Origin of the sequence: Ethanoligenens sp., assembly GCF_047718355.1 — a bacterium.
Taxonomy (GTDB): domain Bacteria; phylum Bacillota; class Clostridia; order Oscillospirales; family Ethanoligenentaceae; genus Ethanoligenens.
Window position 1 is genome coordinate 13983 of record NZ_JBDNLG010000015.1, and the last position, 20610, is coordinate 34592.

At 53.2% G+C, this 20610-nt stretch carries 19 protein-coding genes; 6 read left to right on the forward strand and 13 right to left on the reverse strand.

From position 1 onward, the window contains the following. Positions 1-75 precede the first annotated feature (75 nt). The 5 genes from ABF463_RS03960 to ABF463_RS03980 all read right to left on the reverse strand — a co-directional run bounded on the left by ABF463_RS03960 (position 76) and on the right by ABF463_RS03980 (position 6116). Positions 76-993, reverse strand: a complete 918-nt coding sequence (locus ABF463_RS03960) for a LysR family transcriptional regulator (RefSeq protein WP_415532254.1) — start codon at positions 991-993, stop codon at positions 76-78. A gap of 97 nt (positions 994-1090) precedes the next feature. Beyond that, positions 1091-2497 carry a cysteine--tRNA ligase gene (cysS, locus tag ABF463_RS03965; protein WP_415532255.1) on the reverse strand — a complete coding sequence of 469 codons (1407 nt, stop codon included), beginning with the start codon at positions 2495-2497 and terminating at the stop codon, positions 1091-1093. Further along, positions 2484-3149, reverse strand: a complete 666-nt coding sequence (gene epsC / locus ABF463_RS03970; protein WP_415532256.1) for a serine O-acetyltransferase EpsC — start codon at positions 3147-3149, stop codon at positions 2484-2486. Before epsC ends, cysS begins: the two co-directional genes overlap by 14 nt. A gap of 626 nt (positions 3150-3775) precedes the next feature. Beyond that, complete coding sequence (locus ABF463_RS03975; protein ID WP_415532257.1) at positions 3776-4609, reverse strand: hypothetical protein; 834 nt, start codon at positions 4607-4609, stop codon at positions 3776-3778. 106 nt (positions 4610-4715) lie between these two features. Further along, on the reverse strand, positions 4716-6116 hold the full coding sequence (locus tag ABF463_RS03980; protein WP_415532258.1) for a citrate/2-methylcitrate synthase: 1401 nt from the start codon (positions 6114-6116) through the stop codon (positions 4716-4718). 130 nt (positions 6117-6246) lie between these two features. Between ABF463_RS03980 and spoIID the strand changes: the two genes are divergently transcribed. Next, complete coding sequence (spoIID, locus tag ABF463_RS03985; RefSeq protein WP_415532259.1) at positions 6247-7278, forward strand: stage II sporulation protein D; 1032 nt, start codon at positions 6247-6249, stop codon at positions 7276-7278. A gap of 8 nt (positions 7279-7286) precedes the next feature. On the opposite strand, the gene ABF463_RS03990 is transcribed toward spoIID, so the two are convergent. Beyond that, positions 7287-7913, reverse strand: coding sequence for a flavodoxin family protein (locus ABF463_RS03990; protein ID WP_415532260.1), 627 nt, complete (start codon positions 7911-7913; stop codon positions 7287-7289). A 167-nt stretch (positions 7914-8080) separates the two neighbouring features. Between ABF463_RS03990 and ABF463_RS03995 the strand changes: the two genes are divergently transcribed. From ABF463_RS03995 to ABF463_RS04015, 5 genes are all read left to right on the forward strand, one after another. Further along, complete coding sequence (locus tag ABF463_RS03995) at positions 8081-8527, forward strand: MerR family transcriptional regulator (RefSeq protein ID WP_415532261.1); 447 nt, start codon at positions 8081-8083, stop codon at positions 8525-8527. An 87-nt stretch (positions 8528-8614) separates the two neighbouring features. After that, entirely contained in the window at positions 8615-9379 is a 765-nt protein-coding gene (locus ABF463_RS04000; protein ID WP_415532262.1) for a peptidoglycan DD-metalloendopeptidase family protein, read from the forward strand. A gap of 199 nt (positions 9380-9578) precedes the next feature. Beyond that, on the forward strand, positions 9579-11786 hold the full coding sequence (locus tag ABF463_RS04005) for an ATP-dependent RecD-like DNA helicase (protein ID WP_415532263.1): 2208 nt from the start codon (positions 9579-9581) through the stop codon (positions 11784-11786). Then, positions 11783-12463 (forward strand): ComF family protein, encoded by a 681-nt coding sequence (locus ABF463_RS04010; protein WP_415532264.1) that lies wholly within the window; start codon positions 11783-11785, stop codon positions 12461-12463. The genes ABF463_RS04005 and ABF463_RS04010 overlap by 4 nt, the downstream gene beginning before the upstream one ends. Before the next feature lie 140 nt (positions 12464-12603). Beyond that, positions 12604-13626 (forward strand): rod shape-determining protein, encoded by a 1023-nt coding sequence (locus ABF463_RS04015; RefSeq protein ID WP_415532265.1) that lies wholly within the window; start codon positions 12604-12606, stop codon positions 13624-13626. 118 nt (positions 13627-13744) lie between these two features. On the opposite strand, the gene metA is transcribed toward ABF463_RS04015, so the two are convergent. The 7 genes from metA to ABF463_RS04050 all read right to left on the reverse strand — a co-directional run bounded on the left by metA (position 13745) and on the right by ABF463_RS04050 (position 20460). Continuing rightward, positions 13745-14662: a homoserine O-acetyltransferase MetA gene (gene metA / locus ABF463_RS04020; protein WP_415532266.1), complete on the reverse strand. Its 918-nt coding sequence runs from the start codon at positions 14660-14662 to the stop codon at positions 13745-13747. A gap of 462 nt (positions 14663-15124) precedes the next feature. Then, the gene (locus ABF463_RS04025; protein WP_415532267.1) at positions 15125-15949 is read right to left on the reverse strand and encodes a metallophosphoesterase; all 825 of its coding nucleotides are present in this window, start codon (positions 15947-15949) and stop codon (positions 15125-15127) included. A 54-nt stretch (positions 15950-16003) separates the two neighbouring features. Continuing rightward, entirely contained in the window at positions 16004-16300 is a 297-nt protein-coding gene (locus ABF463_RS04030; protein ID WP_415532268.1) for a DUF2087 domain-containing protein, read from the reverse strand. 134 nt (positions 16301-16434) lie between these two features. After that, positions 16435-18129, reverse strand: a complete 1695-nt coding sequence (argS, locus tag ABF463_RS04035) for an arginine--tRNA ligase (RefSeq protein ID WP_415532269.1) — start codon at positions 18127-18129, stop codon at positions 16435-16437. Then, on the reverse strand, positions 18101-18559 hold the full coding sequence (locus ABF463_RS04040) for a DUF1934 domain-containing protein (RefSeq protein WP_415532270.1): 459 nt from the start codon (positions 18557-18559) through the stop codon (positions 18101-18103). The genes argS and ABF463_RS04040 overlap by 29 nt, the downstream gene beginning before the upstream one ends. 11 nt (positions 18560-18570) lie before the next feature. Continuing rightward, positions 18571-19386 (reverse strand): glutamate racemase, encoded by an 816-nt coding sequence (gene murI, locus ABF463_RS04045; RefSeq protein WP_415532271.1) that lies wholly within the window; start codon positions 19384-19386, stop codon positions 18571-18573. 9 nt (positions 19387-19395) lie between these two features. Continuing rightward, a complete protein-coding gene (locus tag ABF463_RS04050; RefSeq protein WP_415532272.1) occupies positions 19396-20460 on the reverse strand; it encodes a D-alanine--D-alanine ligase family protein in 1065 nt (354 codons plus the stop codon). Between the last annotated feature and the right edge of the window lie 150 nt (positions 20461-20610).

Below are 20610 nucleotides of genomic sequence, written 5' to 3' on the forward strand. Positions count from 1 at the left end.
AATATGAACAGCTGCAGCCCACAATGGACTGCAGCTGTTCATATTCATTTTATCATCACAAAAAACGAGCGCCTGTCATTGCGGCAGGCGCTCGTTTGAAAGAATGGCTTCCATTTCCTCCAGATAGCATGATGCCAGGTGGCTCAAAGCCAATTTCCGGTGTGCAATCCAGCCCACAGTCATATGTTCTTTCACACGCAGCGGCACCGCCACAATTTCAGTGCCGTTCAGTTCCGCGCTTAAAATACCGGTGGATATCGTATATCCGTCCAGCCCGATTAAACAATTAAAAAGGGTAGCGCGGTCATTGACACGGATGTTCTGCCGGTGGGAAAGTGTGCTGAGAATCTCCTCTGAAAAATGGAACGAATTATATTCCCCTTGCTCAAAAGAAAGACAGGGCAGCTTTTCCAAGTCTTCCAGCGTAACGAACGGCTTTTTTGCCAGCGCGTTCTGCGCGCTCAAAAACACATGCGGAACGGCCTCAAAAAGCGGATGAAACGCCAAGTTGCTTTCATTGAACAATTTGTGCAGCACCTTGGCATTAAACGAGTTGATATACAGGATACCTAATTCACTCCGCAGATTTTTGACGTCCTCAATGATCTCATATGTGCGCGTTTCACTTAGGGTGCAGTCGTAGGTGGTCAACCCCTGATGTCGTATCAATGCCACAAAAGCGCTTACCGCAAAGGCATAATGCTGCGTGGAGACGGAAAACTGCCGTCTGGCCGGTTTATTTTCCAAGTAGCGTTCTTCAAGCAGGCTCATCTGCTCGGTGACCTGCCGTGCATATCCCAAAAATTCCGCGCCTTCCGGTGAAAGGACAATGCCGCGGTTGGTGCGGATGAAAATGGTCACGCCAAGCTCGGTCTCCAACTCCTTGATGGCATTGGACAGACTGGGCTGCGTAATAAACAGGTGCTTGGCGGCCTCGTTGATAGACCCGCAATGTGCAATTTCAATCGCATATTTTAACTGTTGCAGGGTCATTTATCCACCCCCTGTGTGCCGCCCCCCCGGCAAAGCCGTCTGGGGGATACCGACGCTTCCGTGTCTTTCCCCTGTCTGCCTAAAGCCGCACGACCATTTATTCGCTCTTTTTATACGCCCATTTAACGCCTTGCGGTGTATCCTTCAGCTCGATACCGCGTGCGCTCAGTTCATCACGGATGGAATCGGCAGTCTTGAAATCTTTTGCCTTTCGTGCCTGCTGCCGCTGCTCGATCAGCGCTTCCACATCGGAGTCGATCGTCTGTTCCTTACGCTCATAGAGCAGACCCAGCACCTCGCAGAATGTACCGAACAGCGCAGATGCCCCTTGCAACCATCCCACAGTCGCCTGACCGCCGGCAAGCCTGGTGTTAATTTCTTTGACAAGCTCAAACAGCACTGACAAGGCGTCGGCAGTATTAAGATCGTCGTCCATCGCGGCGTCGAATTTATCCTTCCACGCAGCCAATGCCTGGGTATCCGCCTCATGTGTCTCCGCCAAACCGGCCGCAGTGTCTTGCAATGCGTCTTTTAACGCGTCTTTGCAGTGGTATAGTCGGTCAAGCGCCGCAACGGACTGTTCCATGACCGCATCGCTGTAATTGATGGGCGTGCGGTACTGTGCAGACAACATTAGAAAACGGATAGGTTCATAGCCATACAGCTTTGCCACGTCACGCACAGTGAAAAAGTTCCCCAGCGATTTCGACATTTTGCGGTTGTCAATATTGATATATCCGTTGTGCATCCAATAATGTGCAAACGGCACGTCGTTGGCGCACTCGCTTTGGGCAATCTCGTTCTCGTGGTGCGGAAAGATTAAGTCCTGCCCGCCGCCATGAATGTCGATGGTCTCGCCCAAGAAATGCCGTGCCATGGCGGAGCACTCAATATGCCAGCCCGGCCTTCCTTTGCCCCAAGGCGACTCCCAACTCGGCTCACCCGGTTTGGCTGCTTTCCAGAGGGCAAAATCCACCGGATTCTCTTTGCGCTCGCTCACATCGACACGCGCGCCCGCCTCCAAATCCTCCAGCGGCTGATGCGACAGCTTGCCATATTCTTTAAATGCATGGGCGCGAAAATACACATCCCCCTCAGAGGCGTATGCATACCCCTTTTTCTCCAAAGACTGAATCAGTGCAATGATATCCGGGATGTTTTCAGTGGCGCGGGGGTGAAACGTGGCTTCCTGCACATGCAGTCCCTTCGCGTCTTCCCGATACGCGGCGATGTATTTCTCTGCAACCTCGGCAACCGTGGTGCCCTCTTCATTGGCACGCCGGATCATTTTATCGTCCACATCGGTAAAATTTTGCGCGAAAAACACATGATATCCCCGATATTCCAAATACCGCCGCAGAATATCAAAAATCACCATCGGGCGTGCATTGCCAATGTGAATATAGTTATAAACGGTAGGGCCGCAGGCATAAACGCGCGCCTCCGCCGGTTTAATCGGGATAAACTCTTCTTTTTCACGTGTGAGGGTATTATAGATTTTCATGGTCGCCCTTTCCCCTTTGGTGCTCAAGCTTTTTTTGCAATAAGTGGATCTGCATATGCAGCTGACACAATTCCTGTGAAACAGGGTCCGGCATATGAATTTGATCCAATTCGTTACTGTCATCCTCCACCCGCCGGCCACCGATGCGCACCACGTGCGCGGGCACACCGACTGCTGTGGAATGCGGCGGCACGTCAATGAGTACCAATGCATTGGCGCCCACTTTGCAGTGATCTCCAAGCGTGACCGGACCAAGTACCTTTGCGCCCGACCCGACCATGACATGCCTGCCAAGCGTGGGATGCCGTTTGCCCTTATCTTTTCCGGTGCCGCCGAGCGTCACTCCCTGATAAAGTGTGCAAAAGTCACCGATTTCAGCCGTCTCCCCAATGACCACGCCCATCCCATGGTCGATAAACAGCCCCTTGCCGATGGTTGCGCCCGGGTGAATTTCAATACCGGTAAAAAAACGCCCCAGCTGCGAAATCCACCTTGCGAACCCAAAGCATCCATGCCGATAGAACCAATGGGAAATCCGATAATACAACACCGCATGAAACCCGGAATAAAGGAAAAAGACCTCCACATCCGAGCGTGCGGCGGGATCGCGCTTTCTAATGGAGCGCAGGTCCTCACGAATACCGCGAAACACAGTTGCTCTCCCCCCACCTATCAATCGCTGCCGTTTAAATACCCAAAACAATTTCGACGACTGTACGACCGACTCCGCGGCATAACATTACCCAATAAAAAGCCGCGTGTCCCAGCCGCCTCCGTCTTTTCCGAAGGCGGCTTTCGCCGCGGTTCCACTTCGATTTCTCACTTAAAAGGCAATAACGGTGCCTAACCGTGCAGCGATACCGAGGCGGTGCATACACTGCCTGTTCCCGCTGCCTGCTCACGGGGGCACTTCCCCACCGGTTTCCGTAAAGCGCTCACAGCCGACGACGCCTTTTCTCTGCCCGAAAACACGGCGGATACTTTCCCCGTTCTATGCATTTCTTCTCTTTGCAGTATAGCAAACCATTCAAAAAAAGCCACTGTCCCGATAGAATCCAAAAAGCAATTCGCCCATAAACAGTAAAATCACCAATCTGAGGCTCTATAGTGTCCATATGCGTTTGCGTTAACAAGACGTTATATGCGTCATAGTGTACGGCCCTTAAATGAAGCTATACTATATAGAGTATGTTTTCACCGGACTGGTGAAAACACATCGCATCCAGCGCTCAATCTATTGTATCATAAAGTTCCGTGGTCTGCAATCCCGCTTCCGCTTCATACGGCTGGCCGCACCTTTTCCGGTTTTTCTGTCGGGCGGCGCAGGAACAACTGAACCAGCAGTACCAAAATATAGACGGACAGCACCAGCGTGGCAATAGCGTCTGGAAGCTGAAACGCTCCCACCCGTCCGCCGGTCAGCCGCACCCAAAGCGGCGGCACGGCGGAAAGCAGACCGAAAAACGTCGCGAGCAGACCAAAAGACAGCAGTCCGCGGTGCTCACGGCCATTGGACACGCCTCCGAACAGCCGTGCATGATAATAAAAGAACAGCATAAACGCCACCATCTTCAACAGGTCGAACAAATTAGCCGATATGTTGACCACTGTGGTAAAACGCATCCACGATACGATGAGGTGAACCGTAGCCCACAGCACGGGCAGCAACGCGACCCACGCATTGGGTGTGCGGACAACCGTAAAGAATGCCTTGGCCTGCAACCCAAAATAGACAGCCGCCGCAAGTGTAAACAATGCGTCCAGGAACAATCCGCCGCTCGTGCTGGTGGTCACCAGAGAGAAAAACAACGACAGACCCAGAACCAGCAGAGCCAGTGCACTCAATGCAGCCAATGTGCCTAACGGGGCATTTTTATCCGAAAGGGGCGCTGGGGATAAAACCTTTTCCGGAAAGAAAAGCGGCACCAGCAAAATCAACGCGCACACGATTGTCACAATCGTCAATATGGGTGTAAGCGTTGCATACTTTCCTATATAGAAACCGGTAACCGGGTCGGTGAATGAACGCACCAGCGTAACCCGCAGCGCAATCGCAACACAAAGACCAACCACAAAAAAGATAAAAAAGAGCGCAGGCAGTCTATTTCGCACGACTAATCCCTCCAAAAGTCATTTCCCACAGCAAAAAGATACCGCCGCAACCCAAAGGCCCCAGCGGTCTATAAGTCTTTCTAAGTATAAGCCGTCCAAAGTCGATTTACAAGGGGAATGTCCGTTCTGCCAGAGGAACATACGGCTGCGTGTTAGAAACGGATTTGTACGCCGGACGCATGATGCGGTTACCGGTAGTCATTTCCTCAATACGGTGTGCGCACCAGCCCGCGATGCGCGCCACGGCGAACAGCGGCGTATATAGTTCAGGCGGCAGACCCAGCACCTTATAGACTGTACCGGAATACAGATCCACGTTGGCACAAATGTCTTTGCTGCTGCCCTTAACCTGTGCGAAAACCGCAGGGGAAAGGCGCTCTACCGACTCCAGCAAATGGAACTCCTCGGCATGTTCCGTTTGATCTGCCAGCGCTCTGGCATATTTTTTGAGGATGACCGCCCGCGGATCGGAAAGGGTATAAACGGCATGACCCATGCCGTAAATCAAACCCGCGCCGTCACCCGCTTCTTTTCGCAATATTTTGGCGAGGAACGATGCAATCTCGTCGTCGTCGTTCCAGTTTTTCACGCCTTTTTTGATGAACTCCATCATCTGCATGACCTTGGCGTTTGCCCCGCCATGGCGCGGGCCTTTCAAACTACCGAGGGCACCGGAGATCGCAGCATAGGTATCTGACCCTGTAGAAGAAAGTACCCGACAGGCAAAACTGGAATTGTTGCCGCCGCCATGCTCCGCATGAAGCATCAAGCAGATATCAAGCAATTTGGCTTCCTGGTCGGTAAATTGCTTGTCAGGGCGCATAGTGGCAAGGATGCTCTCCGCTGTGGAATGCCCCGGTTCCAACGGGTGGAAGAACAAACTCTCATGATCGAAGTGACGGCGCTTGACCTGATAGGCATTGACCATGATGGTCGGCATCCGCGCAATCAGCCAAATAGACTGCCGCAGCATATTCTCAATGGAGTTCTCATCTGGGTTTTTGTCATAAGCATACAGTGCCAGCACGGCCTGCCCCATCTGATTCATGATGTTTGCTGACGGTGCTTTCATCAACACGTCTTCTGTGAAATATGTCGGCAGTTCGCGGCACCCCGCCAAAATCTTGGTAAAACTGTTGAGCGTGGCGGCATCCGGCATCCGCCCAAACAACAACAACCAGATGACTTCCTCAAACCCGAAACGGTTTTCCGCCTCGCAGCCCGCCACCAAATCGCGAATGCTGATGCCGCGATAAATCAGATCGCCTTCCACCGGCAGTTTTTCGTTGTCATCAATGATATAACCATGCACGTTGCAGATCAGTGTCAATCCTGCAAGCACACCGGTTCCGTCTTCGTTGCGCAGACCGCGTTTCACATGGTATGTGTCGAACAATTCCGGGGCAATGCGGTTATATTTGCGAAATTCGTCACATAATCTTTTAAGAGCATCTTCAGGAATACCGTGTTTCGGTTCAGCCTGGTGCTGCGAATTCGTTTCCTGCATTGTTCTGCACTCCTTTGTGTAGGCGTGCGCATGCCGACGGTGTAAGCTGCTCAACGCCTGTATTGTTTTATACGGATAAGTCTATTTTACCGCAAAAGCCGTATCCACGTCAAGAGGACAGGAGCGAAAAATGAAAGACTATATCCTTCCCATTGCAACATTTACAATTGTATTGCTGATAATTCCCTTTGCTGCGCTTGCATTAAGCACAAACGTGCAACATGCGCCGGACAATACTGCATCTGCAGTTCTTCCAGTCCAAACCGCACAGCCGGTTCAGGCAGCCACCGTGGAACCAGCCGCCCCCTTTAAAGTCTACCACACAAAGACAAAAACCGTGGAAATCCTTTCGGCAGACGCGTACATCCGTGGCGTAGTAGCAGCGGAAATGCCGGCGGAATATCCCATTGAAGCACTCAAAGCACAAGCGGCAGCCGCTTTTACTTATGCCGCGGGGCAGCGTGCCTATCATCAGGCGCATCCGCAGGCGGCCGCTTCCATTGGCGGAGCCGATGTGTCCGACGACGCATCACATTATCAAGCATATAATTCGGAAGAAAAAGCGCGCCGCCGGTTCGGCAGTGATTTTGACTGGCAATGGGAAAAGATCACACAGGCAGTACAAGCAGTGCACGGTCTGGCGCTCACCCAAAACGGGCGGCTCATCAACGCCATGTATTTCTCCTGTTCCGCAGGCAAGACCGAGAGTTGCCAAAGTGTTTGGGGCGACAGCGTACCTTATCTGGTAGGGGTAAACAGCACGTGGGACAGCGCCGCCCCGGACTACAAGAGCACTGTGCGCGTTTCACAGGCTGCATTTCAAAAAGCAGCCGTGTCGGATTATGCCGGCACGGCTTGGGGTCCCGATCCCTCCGGGTGGATCAATATCACTTCCCGCAGCGACGCAGGCGGCGTACTGTCTGTCTGCGTCGGTGGGAAATCTGTGAGCGGTACAAGCATCCAATCGCTGTTTGGCTTACGCTCCACGCATTTTGACGTTCAGTTTGCAGACGGAACATTCCTCTTTACGGTACTCGGCGACGGGCACGGTGTTGGACTTTCACAATATGGCGCATACGCGCTGGCCAAGCAGGGCAAGACCTGGCAGGATATCGTCAAATATTACTACACCGGCATCAACATCACGCCCTGTGCGTGGTAACCGAAATATCAGCGGATAAAATTAGTGATGACCCGGTCTTCTTCCTGCGGCAGCGGGATAGACTGTTTGCCTGAGTCGATGACTTTCAGCAGCCACGCAAACGCACGCGCGTGTTTACGGATGGTCTGCATTCCCTCACCATCCTGCGCCAGTTCGCCTTTATCGGTTCCATAGCCGACCATCCAGTATTGGGAGGACGGTGTCACTGTTTCACCCAGTGCGAGATAGTTTTGCAACTGGTGCAGCGTGTCCAACCCGCCGGTCCGGCGCACCACCGCGACGGCAGACGCCACTTTATAACTGAAATATGAGGAACTGGTATAGAATACACGGTCAAGAAAACTTTTCATTGTGCCTGCGATACCCGCATAATACGTTGGTGCGCCGAGGATGAACCCATCCGCTTGCCGCATCTTCTCCGCCGTTTCGTTCACGGGGTCGTCTTTGAACACACAACGATGATCCTTGGAGGTTTCGCAATATCCGCAAGCGATACATCCATGAATCAGCTGCCCGCCCACATGGACGATCTCCGTTTCGATTTCTTCCTTTTTTAATTCACCTGCCATCGTATCCAGTGCCAGACTGGTGTTTCCCGACACGCGGGGGCTGCCGTTGATTAAAATAACGCGCATACTGCTGCTCCTTTTCCATCAGCCTGCCGCCCTGTACCAAATAAGCGGCAACGGTTGCTTTCGATCTATCTACAGTATAGCGCTTAAAGCTCGCTCGAAGTCAAGGGCTTTTTACGAGATGTGGTATACTACAGATAAATCATTTTTGGAGTATGGAGGGCATTCACATGGCATTGGGCATTTCACAAGCGGCGGCCATCACCGGACTGTCAGCGCACACGCTGCGTTATTATGAAAAAGAGGGATTGCTGCCCCGTGTGGGGCGCGACGCCACAGGTAACCGTATTTTCACGGACAGCGACCTTGAGAACCTGCTGCTCATCCGCTGCTTGAAAGAGACCGGCATGTCCATCAAGGAAATCCGTGCATTTATGTCCGGACAGGAAGATGAGGGTACGATGCTGCACAACCGCCTGTCGGTGCTGAAGCGACAGGAAAACCATGTGCTTGCCAAAATTATGGCATATCAAAAAAATCGGGAACTTATCGGGGACAAGCTTGCTTATTATCAACAGGCCTGTGCCGCCTATGACAGCGGTAACCCGGTACCGGTGTGCGATCTGTGCGCTTTGCGGAAAAACAAAATACGACAGTTTCTGCATTCGAACAAGTGATCTCCCTTTTCAGCATCGCAAGAAAACCATCTCCTTTTTGCATAAGCGCTTGCATTTTCGGTCAGAATACTACCGGAGGTGCAAAAAATGAGTAAATTTAAAATGGGACATTCGCGCTTTTCCCAGTTTATGAGCGGTAAGGGCTTCTACATAGCCCTTGCTCTCTGCCTTGTGGCGATCGGTTCCGCCGCATATATCGCCGCCAACGGAACATTCAAAAACCTGGGCGCCGGCGTAGCGTCCTCGTCCGATACCGCTTCGGTCTCATCCGCCGACTCCAACAATGCCGCCGGATGGGATGGTGCCGAGCAAACTGCTAATACAGTCAGCGGCGTAACAGGAAGCCGCTCCTCCTCATCGAGCGAAACATCGTCCGCCCCTGCATCATCGCAGGCGGCATCTTCGGCTCCCGCGTCCAGCGCTCCAGCCGCCGCACCCACCTATTACACGATGCCTGTCACCGGGGACATCATCACTGCATACAGCCCCACCACGCCCATTTATGATAAAACGATGGACGATTGGCGCGTGAGCGATTGTGTGGACATCGCCGCGGACGAGGGCGCACCGGTCAAGGCCTGTGCGGACGGTACCGTCCTGGATGTCAAGGTGGACAGTATGCTGGGTCAGGAAGTTATCATTCAGCACAGCGGCGGGCTGCAATCCATTTATGCCAACCTGAGCGATCAGGTCGCGGTAAAAAAAGGACAGAAAGTGCAGGCCGGTACTGTCATCGGCGCGGTAGGACAGTCGGCGCAGAGTGAAATTTCTCTGGTTCCGCATCTGCATTTTGAAATGATGCAAAACGGCCAGCCGGTCGACCCGCTGGTCACTATCAAATCTACAAAATAACGACAAAACGTTTTGACGCCGTTCCCTTGCGGTTTGCCGCCGCAGGGGCAACGGCGTTTTGGCGTGTGTAAATGCCGCTCCACTCCGGCACAAACGCAACTTTCGTTTTACATCCAACTGCCGCGGGTGTATACTATTGCAGTATAAATCGTGCAAAAGGCGCGGCGCTGCCGCACCGGACACAGAAGCAGGGAGCGGCATGGGAGAACAGGAAACATTGCGCGGCACCGTCGAATCGGTGGTGTTCCGCAACAGAGAAAATGGCTGGACAGTCTTTGAGATGGCCTGCGGCGAAACGCTCTGCACCGTGGTGGGGCATGTATTTGAAGTTGCCGAGGGCGAAACACTGACCGTAAAAGGCGAGTGGGGCAAGCACCCTTCCTATGGCAAGCAGTTCAAAGCGGAAAGCTTTGAACGGGAAATGCCCGCAACCTCCGCCGCCATGCTGCGCTACCTCTCTTCCGGCGCCGTTCGGGGGATCGGCCCCGCCATTGCCAAACGAATGGTGGACGTGTTCGGGGTGGAAACGCTGGATATCCTGGAAAACACGCCCGAACGTCTGACACAAGTCAAGGGCATTTCCGAAAAAAAAGCACTTGAGATGAGCGATGCCTATAAAAGCCAATTCGGCGTGCGCACCTGTATGTTATTTTTGCAGCAATATGGCGTCACGGCGGCGCAGTCAATCCGCGTCTGGAAACGCTTCGGCGCAAACGCTGTGGAAATCGTGAAGCGCAATCCTTATGTCCTCTGCGAATCCGGTCTGTATATCGGTTTCGAGCGGGCGGATGATATCGCCATGCAAATGGGCGTGGACAAGGGCGATGCGTTTCGCATCCATGCGGGTATTGCGCACATCCTGCGGCATAACCTCTATGCCGGCGGACACACCTACATTCCACTTGAAAAACTGGCACACCTCGCGCAAACTTTGCTGGGGGTCACCGTGGAAACCGCAGCAGCTTCCATTGAAGATATGGTCAATGCCGAGGAAGCTGTGGATGAAGAGATTAACGGGCGGCGCGTGCTGTTTCTTCCCGAATCACACCGTGCGGAAACCTACATTGCCGGACGGCTGCTGCTCATGCACAGCATCAAGCTGCCGGAAATGGGCGACTGCGAAACCCGCATCCACGAGGTGGAAACACGGCTGGGCATCGCCTATGCAAAAAAACAGCGGGAAGCCATCGAAACAGCCTATCGCCATAATGTTATGATTCTCACCGGAGGCCCCGGCACCGGCAAGACCACCACCCTTAACGCCATCATTCATATCTATGAGGGCATGGGACTGAAAGTGGCGCTGGCCGCCCCCACCGGGCGGGCGGCAAAACGGATGGCGGACGTTTCTCAACGGGAAGCCAAAACCATTCATCGCCTGCTTGAAATGTCGTTTGAGAACGACGACACCGCCCGCTTTATGCGCAACGAAAAAAATCCGCTTGATTGCGATGCGGTCATCGTGGACGAACTCTCCATGGTGGATGTGATGTTGCTCGAATCCCTCCTCTGTGCACTGAAACTGAGCTGCCGGCTGGTGATGGTAGGCGACGCCGACCAGCTGCCGCCGGTGGGCGCGGGAAATGCCTTGCGCGACATGATCGACTCCGGCAAAGTACCTACCGTTGTCCTTGACGAGATTTTTCGCCAGGCGGCAAAGAGCCTGATTGTGACCAATGCACACCGCATTGTACGCGGGCAGATGCCGGAAATGACGCGGCACGACGGTGATTTCTTTTTCATGCCGCGCTACACTGCCGCACAGGTGAGCGCGACCGTGGTGGAACTGATGCATGAGCGCCTGCCCGCCGCCTACGGCTACTCCCCGCTGTGGGACATGCAGGTCCTCACTCCAGGGCGAAAAGGTGAACTGGGTTCCAATGCGTTCAACAAACTCTTGCAGGACGTACTCAATCCCGCCGACCATGGCAAAGCCGAGCGCCCCGCAGCATTTGGCGTGCTGCGTGAGGGTGATAAGGTCATGCAGATCAAGAACAATTATGACCTTGCGTGGCAGCGCGACAACGGCGAACAGGGAGCAGGTGTGTTTAACGGCGACGTAGGTCAGCTTGAACGGGTGGATCGGCGCACCGGTGCGCTGCGGGTGCGCTATGACGACCGCATTGCGGAATACAGCCCCGACCATATCGAGGAACTGGAGCTTGCTTATGCGGTGACGGTACATAAAAGCCAGGGCAGCGAGTTCAAGGCGGTAGTGCTGCCGCTATTTTCGGGCGCGCCGATGCTCTTTTACCGCAACCTGCTCTACACCGCCGTCACCCGTGCCAAAGAAATTACCGTACTGGTCGGGCGAAAAGAGACGGTGGAGCAAATGGTACAAAACGACCGCCGCTCCAAACGTTATACCGGTCTGTGCGCTTTTCTACAGGCGGGTGAAGTGCCATGAACCTGCGTGACCGGATCGTAGATGCGCTGTTCCCCAAGCGGTGCGTCTTTTGCGGCACAGTGGTGCCACAGGGTGCATCAGCCTGCCCGGTCTGCTTGGAAAAGGCGCCCTGCGTGGAGGAACCAATCTGTCCAGCCTGCGGACGCGGCAAGGCATTCTGTGCCTGCCATCACCGAACCTACGCATTTACCGGATGTGCGGCGGCATTCTATTATGAAGGCGTGGTCAAGACCGGTATCGCCCGCTTGAAATTTCATGGGCATCAAAGTGCTGCGCGCGGTTTTGCCGCCCTTGCTTTCTCAGCGGCGCAGCGTGTCACAGCAACCACGCCAGTTGATTTGGTCACCGCCGTACCGCTCAGCCGCCGGGGTATGCGCGAGCGCGGGTATAACCAGTCGGCGCTGTTCGGACATGCGCTGGCAGACCTGCTCACGCTGCCATACGCCGAAACATTGGAAAAGCCGTTCCACACCAAACCCCAGCACACCTGCGGCGGTGTGGAGCGTTGGGGCAATGTGTTCGGAGCATTCACTGTCCGCGGTGACGTATGCGGCAAACAGGTTTTGCTGACGGATGACATTCTGACCACAGGCGCAACTTTACACGAATGTGCGCGAATGTTGCTGCTCGCGGGAGCGGCGGATGTGCGGTGCGTCACTATCGCCTGTGTGCGGTAAGTGTTGGAATTTGGCATAAAAGGCATTGGAAACCGCGTACAAATACGGTATAATGAAAAGGATGCCGATAACATCGGCGGCACGTACAATCAGAAAGCACAGCGGATGGCTTTTCCGCTCACTATACAGAGGAGATCACAATGGCAGGAAGCGATATTGGAATTGATTTGGGCACGGCGACCGTACTCATCAATATCAAAGGCAAAGGGATTGTCTTGCAGGAACCGTCGGTAGTGGCGGTTGATAAAAACACCAATCAAGTGGTTGCGACAGGTGAACAAGCGCAGAAAATGATTGGGCGCACGCCCGCCGACATTATGGCGGTCCGTCCGCTGCGCGGCGGGGTCATCTCCAACTTTGACCTTACCGGCGAAATGCTGCGGTATTTCATCAAACGCGTCTGCAATTACCATTTGTTCAAGCCGCGCATTATGATCTGCGTGCCCAGCCTTATCACCGAGGTAGAGGAACGCGCGGTATACGATGCGGCCATGCAGGCAGGCGCGCGCAAAGTGTATCTGGTAGAGGAGCCTATTGCCGCCGCCATCGGCGCAGGACTGAACATCACCGAACCAAACGGAAACATGATTGTCGATATTGGCGGCGGCACCACCGACATCGCGGTCATTTCCCTCAAGGATACGGCGGTTTCTACATCCATCAAAATCGCGGGGGATGTGTTCAACGAAATGATCGTGAAATTCATCCGCCGCAAATACAATGTGCTAATCGGCGAACGCACGGCGGAGAATGTCAAAATCGCCATAGGCTGTGTCTCTCCGCGTGAAACCAAAGAGACCATGGCTGTTAAGGGCCGCAGCTTGATGACCGGTCTGCCCAAGATGGTGGAAACAAATTCCGAGGAAATCCGCGAAGTGCTGGAGGCACCGGTTCACAGCATTCTGGAGGCTGTGCATTCGGTACTGGAGCGCACGCCTCCGGAGCTGGTGGGGGATATCGTCACCAACGGCATCGTGCTGACCGGCGGCGGGAGCCTGCTTTACGGGCTGGACAAACGCATTCAGGAGCACACCGGCATCTCCACACGTGTAGCGGATGACCCTGTCACCTGCGTAGCGCGCGGCACCGGTCTTGCACTGGAGCACCTCAATATTTTGGAAGACGGATTGATCCATCTATCGCGCCAGAACCGTGACCGGTAACATTTTTTGAACGCCTTTGGCCGCGCAGCCTGCGGGCAGAACATAGAAAACAGCCGCCAATCCACACGTATGTGTGGATTCGCGGCTGTTTTTACAGAATCTCAAAAAGCTGACGTTCTCAGCTGAGACTGGAAAGATCGTACGGCGTTTCCTGATAGACATAATAGTTAAGCCAATTGGTGTAAAACAAGGCGGCATGGCCGCGCCACGCGACCAACGGCTTTTGCGACGGGTCATCGTTTGGAAAATAGTTTTTCGGTACGGCAACGGGCAAACCGCGCTTTACATCCCGCTCATATTCGCGCGCAAGCGTGAACCGATCATATTCCAGATGACAAGTTGCAAAAAACTGCCGCCCGTTTTTGTTCGCTACAATATTCACGCCGGCTTCCGGTGAATCGGCCAGCAACAGCAACTCTGATATAGGGGCAATATCCTCGGCGTGCACTTCCGTATAGCGGGAATGCGGCGCATAGAACACATCATCAAACCCGCGAAGCAACGGATGATTTCGCAGGAGGGGGCGGTGCGAGAACACGCCGGACAGTTTCTGCGGCAAATCGTATTTGGGAACACCAAAATGGTAATACAATCCTGCCTGCGCACCCCAACAGATATGTAATGTAGAATACACATTGGTCTTGGACCATTGCATGATCTGGCAAAGCTCCGGCCAATAGTCCACTTTTTCAAACGGCATCTTCTCGACCGGCGCGCCGGTGATAATCATCCCGTCATACCGACCGTCCCGTATTTCATCAAACGTTTTATAGAATGTAGCCAGATATTCTGTTGGCACATGCTTAGACTCATGCGTCGCGGTTTGCAGCAGATCTACATGCAGCTGTAATGGTGTGTTGCTTAACAGGCGTAGCAGTTGGGTCTCCGTCACCACTTTGGTCGGCATCAGGTTCAAGATGACCAGCCTGAGTGGGCGGATATCCTGATGGAGCGCACGATCTTCCGTCATCAAAAAGATATTTTCTTTTTCAAGCACTTCAATAGCCGGCAAACCGTCTGGTACTTTGATGGGCATGATACTCTCCCCTTTGAGCGCCTGAAAATATAACAACACCGGAGCTTTCGCGTTTTATCCGCGTCTGCTGATTACCAATCATTATAACAGACCCATTCCATACTTTCAATATAAATATACTATGTAATTTTCTGTAAAATACGGTTTCCATCTCTGCGTTCTTATCCATTTGACCGGCAGCAATGCGCCTATAAGAATCGTACTCCAACCCTCGTATACAGGAACGTATTCTCACCAAATGATATACCCATGTACGGTTGCCACGTCCCCAGCCCGTCTATGTGATTCCCCCTTCTATCGGCATCTTTTTCCTGTTTCTAATTGTCCGCATAATAAAATCGGGCGGTAAGCTTGCCTGTCACAAGCCTGCCGTCCGATCTGTTTTTAAATAAGCGTATGCCCTACGTGGTGTCATTTAAATCTGGCTAAAAGCAGCCCAAGCCCTGCGATCCTGAACAATGTTTATTCCAGACGACTTCCTTGGTCTTGCCCCGTGCGCAGCGTAATGACGACTACCTCCGGTGGATTGCGAAACCGTACCCGAAAAGGACTGTCCCCCAGCCCACGGGAGACCACCATTACCGCCTCCTGCCTTACATACCGTCCGGCATCATATCGGGGAAACAGGTGGTGATATGGTGAAAACAGCCCGCCTAAACCTGGCAAGCGGATCAATCCGCCGTGCATATGGCCGGAAAGCACCAAATCCGCCCCCCACTCCGCATAAGAGGGAAAAAACAGCGGAGAGTGCGCAAGCAGGATACAGCAGCGGTTTTCGTCCGCCACGCCCACATGCTTCGCCACCATTTCCGGAGGCAGGCACGTATGCGGATCTTTTACCACATGCGGTTTATAAGCAGACGCGGGCAATGTGATGCCATAAAAAAGGATGTCCGCACCATCGCGGGAAAACAGAGCGCTTTTGTCATGCAACAGGATGACACCGACATGCTCCAGCTCCTGCTCATATTGTGCCAAGATTGGTTTTTCCTCTATATGGTCGGCCATGTATTGCTCATGATTGCCCCGAATGGAATACACCGGGGTGGTCTGCACAAGCTGCCGCGCAAGTTCCAAAAACGCGGCACCCTGTTCATTTTTGCGGTCAAGCATGTCACCAGTGGCTACCACCAGATCCGGCGACTGCGCGCGCACAATTTCGGCCAAGCCGTTATTTTGTTCGCCAAAGCGCTTTCCATGCAAGTCTGAAAGGTGGACGATGCGGAATCCGTCAAATGCACGCGGCAAGCGCCGCAGATGAATTTCCAATTCGGTAACAGTAAGCAAAAAAGCACCTCCGTGCACAGTCAATCCGCACCCTGTCACACCATTCCAAACATATTATTTTTCACGCCAATACGTTTTCCCATCGGCAGTTCGGTTCAGAAATCCGAAATCAATCAGGGTACGGCGCAGTGTTGCAAAGTCTGCATAGATGACTTTCAGCCGGTCATTGATCTCTTTTTCAGTATAGTGTACATCTTTTTCAAAAGTATGAACAACCACCTGTAAAACGCCCTGTTTTTTGCTTTGCTTAGATGGAAGGGAGCGCAGATTTCCATCTTTGTCAAAAAAAGCTTTCTTTACACGCTCCAGTGCCTCGGAGTCGAGTGGCTCCATTTCTTTTGCGTCTGCCATAAAATTGTCCTTCTTTCTGATGTATATGAATTTGTCCGATTTCCTATGCTACCAGCAAAAGAAAATCCCTATATAAAAACCGCCCGTCTGTAAACGGGCGGGAAAGATAGGCATATAAAAAGAGGAAATCCCATTTACATCGTCTGCGGCGCCGTAATTTTAAGCATGTCCAACACATGCTTCAAAACATCCCGCACACATAGGCACAGATTTAGTCTGGCCTGCATGAGCGGCTCGTCTTCGCCGCGCACATAATGCGCATTATAAAACTTATGGAATTTGGTGGCCAGTTCCAGCACATAGCGGGTGATGCGCGCAGGGTCATATGCCTTCGCCGCTTCATCAATCTCACTGGGCAGCAACCCCAAATGGCGGATAAGTTCACGCTCCTCCGTTGAGGAAAGCAATGCAAATTCTTCCGGGGTGCAAGCGCGTGGATGGATGTTCTCCGCCGCAAGGTTTTTCAGAATGCTCCAGATGCGCGCGTGCGCATACTGGACGTAATACACCGGGTTCTGGGAGGACTGCTCCACTGCCAAATCAAGATCAAAATCCAGATGGCTGTTCGCTTCGCGCAGATTGAAAAAGAACCGCGCTGCGTCCACGGGTACGTCTTCCAGCAGATCATCCAAAGAAATTGCTTTGCCGGTACGTTTGGACATCCGCACTACTTCCCCGCCGCGCGTCAGCCGGACCAACTGGGTCAGCACCACGTCGAGTCTGTCGCCACCGACTCCAATCGCATCCATTGCGCCTTTCAGTCGCGCCACATGGCCATGGTGGTCCGCGCCCCACACATCCACCACACGGTCAAAACCACGTTTTTCAAATTTATTGCGGTGATACGCGATATCCGCCGCGAAGTAGGTTGGGATGCCGTTGGCACGAACCAGAACCTCATCCTTTTCCTCGCCAAAGCGGGTAGCCGCATACCATAATGCGCCGTCTTTCTCATAGGCAGCGCCTTTGGCTTTCATCAGTGCAATGACATCAGCCAGTTCCCCATCCTCGTGCAGCACGCTCTCCCGAAACCAAACGTCATATTCAATGCGGTACTTGAGCAGGTCATCATGCAGTTTCTTGACATTATGCTCAATGCCGAACGCCGCCAGCGCCTTGCGGCGCTCCTCTTCCGGCGCATTCAGATACCGGTCGCCATACTGCGCCGCAAATTCTTTCGCGCGCTCCTTAATGTCATCGCCATGGTAACCGTCTTCCGGAAAAGATACCGCGTCTTCGCCTTTATAAATCTGAAAATAGCGTGCTTCCAGAGAAGCGGCGAATTTAGCAATCTGGTTGCCCGCGTCGTTGACATAAAATTCCCGCGTCACGTCATAACCGGCGTGCTCCAACACCGCGGCCAGGCAGTCGCCCAAAGCACCCCCACGGGCGTTGCCCATGTGCATCGGGCCGGTGGGATTGGCCGAAACATATTCGACCATGACCTTCCGTCCGTTCCCCAGCGCAGTATGCGCGTAATCCGCCCCTTCCGCCTGCACGGCGACAAGAATATCCGTGTACCAATTGGGAGCAAGGAAGAAATTCAAAAATCCCGGTCCTGCCACTTCCGCACGCTCAAAGTGCGTATCCATCAGCGAAAGTTCACTTAAAACCGCTTCGGCAATCTTACGCGGCGGCATTTTCAGCGCGCGAGCGCTCACCATGGCAACATTGGCCGAGAAGTCACCGTGACTGCGGTCGGCAGGCACTTCCACACCAAAAGGCGGCAAAGGCTCGGCAGGCAGTACCTCACTGGCCACCAAGCGTCCCAGCGCCTCCATCACCACGCGGCGGATTTCTTCAGTTGCTGTATACATGAGGTTCTGCATGCCCGTTTGCCTCCTTGATGCTGATTCGCACTTCATTGCGGCTGATTAGATTGGAATTGACATCCAGCATATACCGGAATTCCAGTTCGCCGCCGAGCTCGTCCAGTGCGCTGTGAATCTGGCAGCCGGAAATACCAACCATCATTTGACCCATTCCTGTATCATATTGACAAAGATGCCGTTTTCCGTTTTCAAGAATTAAGTGAGAGGCGGACGGGCCGCTGCGGGTCAACGTAACAGACTGGTTGCCTTCCACTTTCACAGTGGTGGTCACCCCCGCAAAGCCGGTGGCCTCGCTTTCCAGATAGCGGATATAATATTTGCCATCGCGTTTATAATAGCGCCCGGCAGTCACAAGCTCGATCACGTCCGGCGTTCCCTCTTCTGAAATGACCGTGCCGGTGATGCTGATGAGCACATCCTTTTTCATGGTTTCCTCCGTCAATACTTTTCAATATCTGTTTTTTCTACATACCCCGCCAGCGAGTGCTCCAGCAGGACACCCGCCAGACGAGTAAAGTCCTCAGAATAATCGCTGACATAAAAATTCTGTTTGCCGATGTCTTTTCGATCGGAAAGCAGGCCGCGCACTTCAAGTGAGACAGCCGCTGTATCAGCCATCTCGCTGCCCGCGTCTACCAATGCTACGCTCTCCCCCATGATACCTGCAATCAGCGGACGCAGGATGGGATAATGTGTGCAGCCGAGAATCACTGTGTCCACGCCCCGGTTGAGGAATGTATCCAGATATTCGTGCGCTACCATATCCGCAAGCACATCGTCCTTGCTAAAATGATCGTTTTCCACCAACGGCACGAACAGCGGACACGCCCCGCTGCGCACCACCGCATCGGGATTGAGCCGCTTGATTGCTTTTTCGTAAGAACCGCTGCGCACAGTGGCACTGGTACCCAAAATCAGAATATCGCCTTGCGAGCTTTTTTCCACAGCAGATCGTGCGGCGGGCTCCACCACACCATATACCGGGACCTCCGCCAACGCGGACACCACATCGAACGCCACCGAACTCACCGTGCCGCAGGCAATCAATATCGCCTTGACATCAAAACCTCGCAGAAACCGTACAATCTGCTCGGCATATTTCATAATAGTGTCATTCCCTTTGGTGCCATAGGGCACGCGGCCGGTGTCCCCAAAATAGATCAGGTTTTCGTGCGGAAGCACGTGTTCCAGTTCCCTAATCACCGTCAGGCCGCCAAGTCCCGAATCAAAAACGCCAATGGGCCGATTATCCAAAACAGTCGTTCACCCCTCCATAGCCAGCCGCAGCAAGGACTCCAAAAGATCTCCGTATGTTGTTCCTGTCGCCTCAAACAGCTTGGGATACATACTGATGGAAGTAAACCCCGGGATGGTATTTGGCTCGTTAAGCAGCACCGTACCGTCCGCGCACACAAAAAAGTCCATGCGCGTCATCCCGCGGCATCCCAAAAGTCGAAACGCACGCACGGCCGTTTGCCGTACCCGTTCCGTCGTCTCTTTTGGCAGCTCTGCCGGAATCACCAGTTCCGTGCGTCCGGCAAGATATTTTGCATTATAATCATAAAATTCATTGCAGGGTTTGATTTCCCCGCAGCAAGAGGCGACAGGTTCCTCATTGCCTAATACTGCACACTCGATTTCCCGGCCGCTTACACTTTCCTCAAACACCAGTTTGTGGTCATGCACTGCGGCGAGTTCAATCGCTCGATAGAGCGTTTCCCGATCGACTGCTTTGGTGATACCGACTGACGAACCCGCATTGGCAGGTTTAACGAACATAGGATATCCCAGGTGCTTTTCCAGACGCTCCACGATCGCCTTGGCATCATCTTTCAAGTCCGTCATCCGCACAGCATCCCATTTGGCCTGCGGAATCTGATATGCATCGCAAAGCGCTTTGGTGATTGCTTTGTCCATGCAGACGGCTGAAGCTGCCACTTGGCAGCCCACAAACGGGATACGCGCCAGAGTCAGCAGACCCTGCACCGTTCCGTCCTCGCCATATAGGCCATGCAGCACCGGAAACACGACATCCACCCGGATGGTTTCCACCGGCCTGTCCGGCGAAAGCACCACGATGCCATGCACGCTGGAATCGGGCGAAATGAATGCGGAACGATTGCCCGTGTCTTTTTCCCAGCTGGAATCAGCAATTTTTCCAACATCGCCGCTATAGAGCAGCCACTCTCCATTGCGTGTAATACCAACCATCAGTACTTCAAACCGCTCCCGCGGAATATTGGCTATGACGGAGCTGGCCGAAACAAGGGACACTGCATGTTCGGACGACATGCCACCAAAAAGGACGGCAACACGCGTTTTTTTCAATATACTCATCTCCAGAATACCTGATTTTAATAAATAGCAAGACAAAAACAGGAACAGGTGTTCCCATCAGAATTACCCATATATCCATTATGTTATACTACCACATCTCCGGCATTTTTACAATCGTGTATTTCCATAAATTGTAAATCC

Bases quoted from the DNA above. Each gene is read 5' to 3' on its own strand.
- ABF463_RS03960 (WP_415532254.1), bottom strand. From the start codon at position 993: ATGACCCTGCAACAGTTAAAATATGCGATTGAAATTGCACATTGCGGG.
- cysS (WP_415532255.1), bottom strand. From the start codon at position 2,497: ATGAAAATCTATAATACCCTCACACGTGAAAAAGAAGAGTTTATCCCG.
- ABF463_RS03980 (WP_415532258.1), bottom strand. From the start codon at position 6,116: ATGCAGGAAACGAATTCGCAGCACCAGGCTGAACCGAAACACGGTATT.
- spoIID (WP_415532259.1), top strand. From the start codon at position 6,247: ATGAAAGACTATATCCTTCCCATTGCAACATTTACAATTGTATTGCTG.
- ABF463_RS03990 (WP_415532260.1), bottom strand. From the start codon at position 7,913: ATGCGCGTTATTTTAATCAACGGCAGCCCCCGCGTGTCGGGAAACACC.
- ABF463_RS03995 (WP_415532261.1), top strand. From the start codon at position 8,081: ATGGCATTGGGCATTTCACAAGCGGCGGCCATCACCGGACTGTCAGCG.
- ABF463_RS04000 (WP_415532262.1), top strand. From the start codon at position 8,615: ATGAGTAAATTTAAAATGGGACATTCGCGCTTTTCCCAGTTTATGAGC.
- ABF463_RS04005 (WP_415532263.1), top strand. From the start codon at position 9,579: ATGGGAGAACAGGAAACATTGCGCGGCACCGTCGAATCGGTGGTGTTC.
- ABF463_RS04010 (WP_415532264.1), top strand. From the start codon at position 11,783: ATGAACCTGCGTGACCGGATCGTAGATGCGCTGTTCCCCAAGCGGTGC.
- ABF463_RS04015 (WP_415532265.1), top strand. From the start codon at position 12,604: ATGGCAGGAAGCGATATTGGAATTGATTTGGGCACGGCGACCGTACTC.
- metA (WP_415532266.1), bottom strand. From the start codon at position 14,662: ATGCCCATCAAAGTACCAGACGGTTTGCCGGCTATTGAAGTGCTTGAA.
- ABF463_RS04030 (WP_415532268.1), bottom strand. From the start codon at position 16,300: ATGGCAGACGCAAAAGAAATGGAGCCACTCGACTCCGAGGCACTGGAG.
- argS (WP_415532269.1), bottom strand. From the start codon at position 18,129: ATGCAGAACCTCATGTATACAGCAACTGAAGAAATCCGCCGCGTGGTG.
- ABF463_RS04040 (WP_415532270.1), bottom strand. From the start codon at position 18,559: ATGAAAAAGGATGTGCTCATCAGCATCACCGGCACGGTCATTTCAGAA.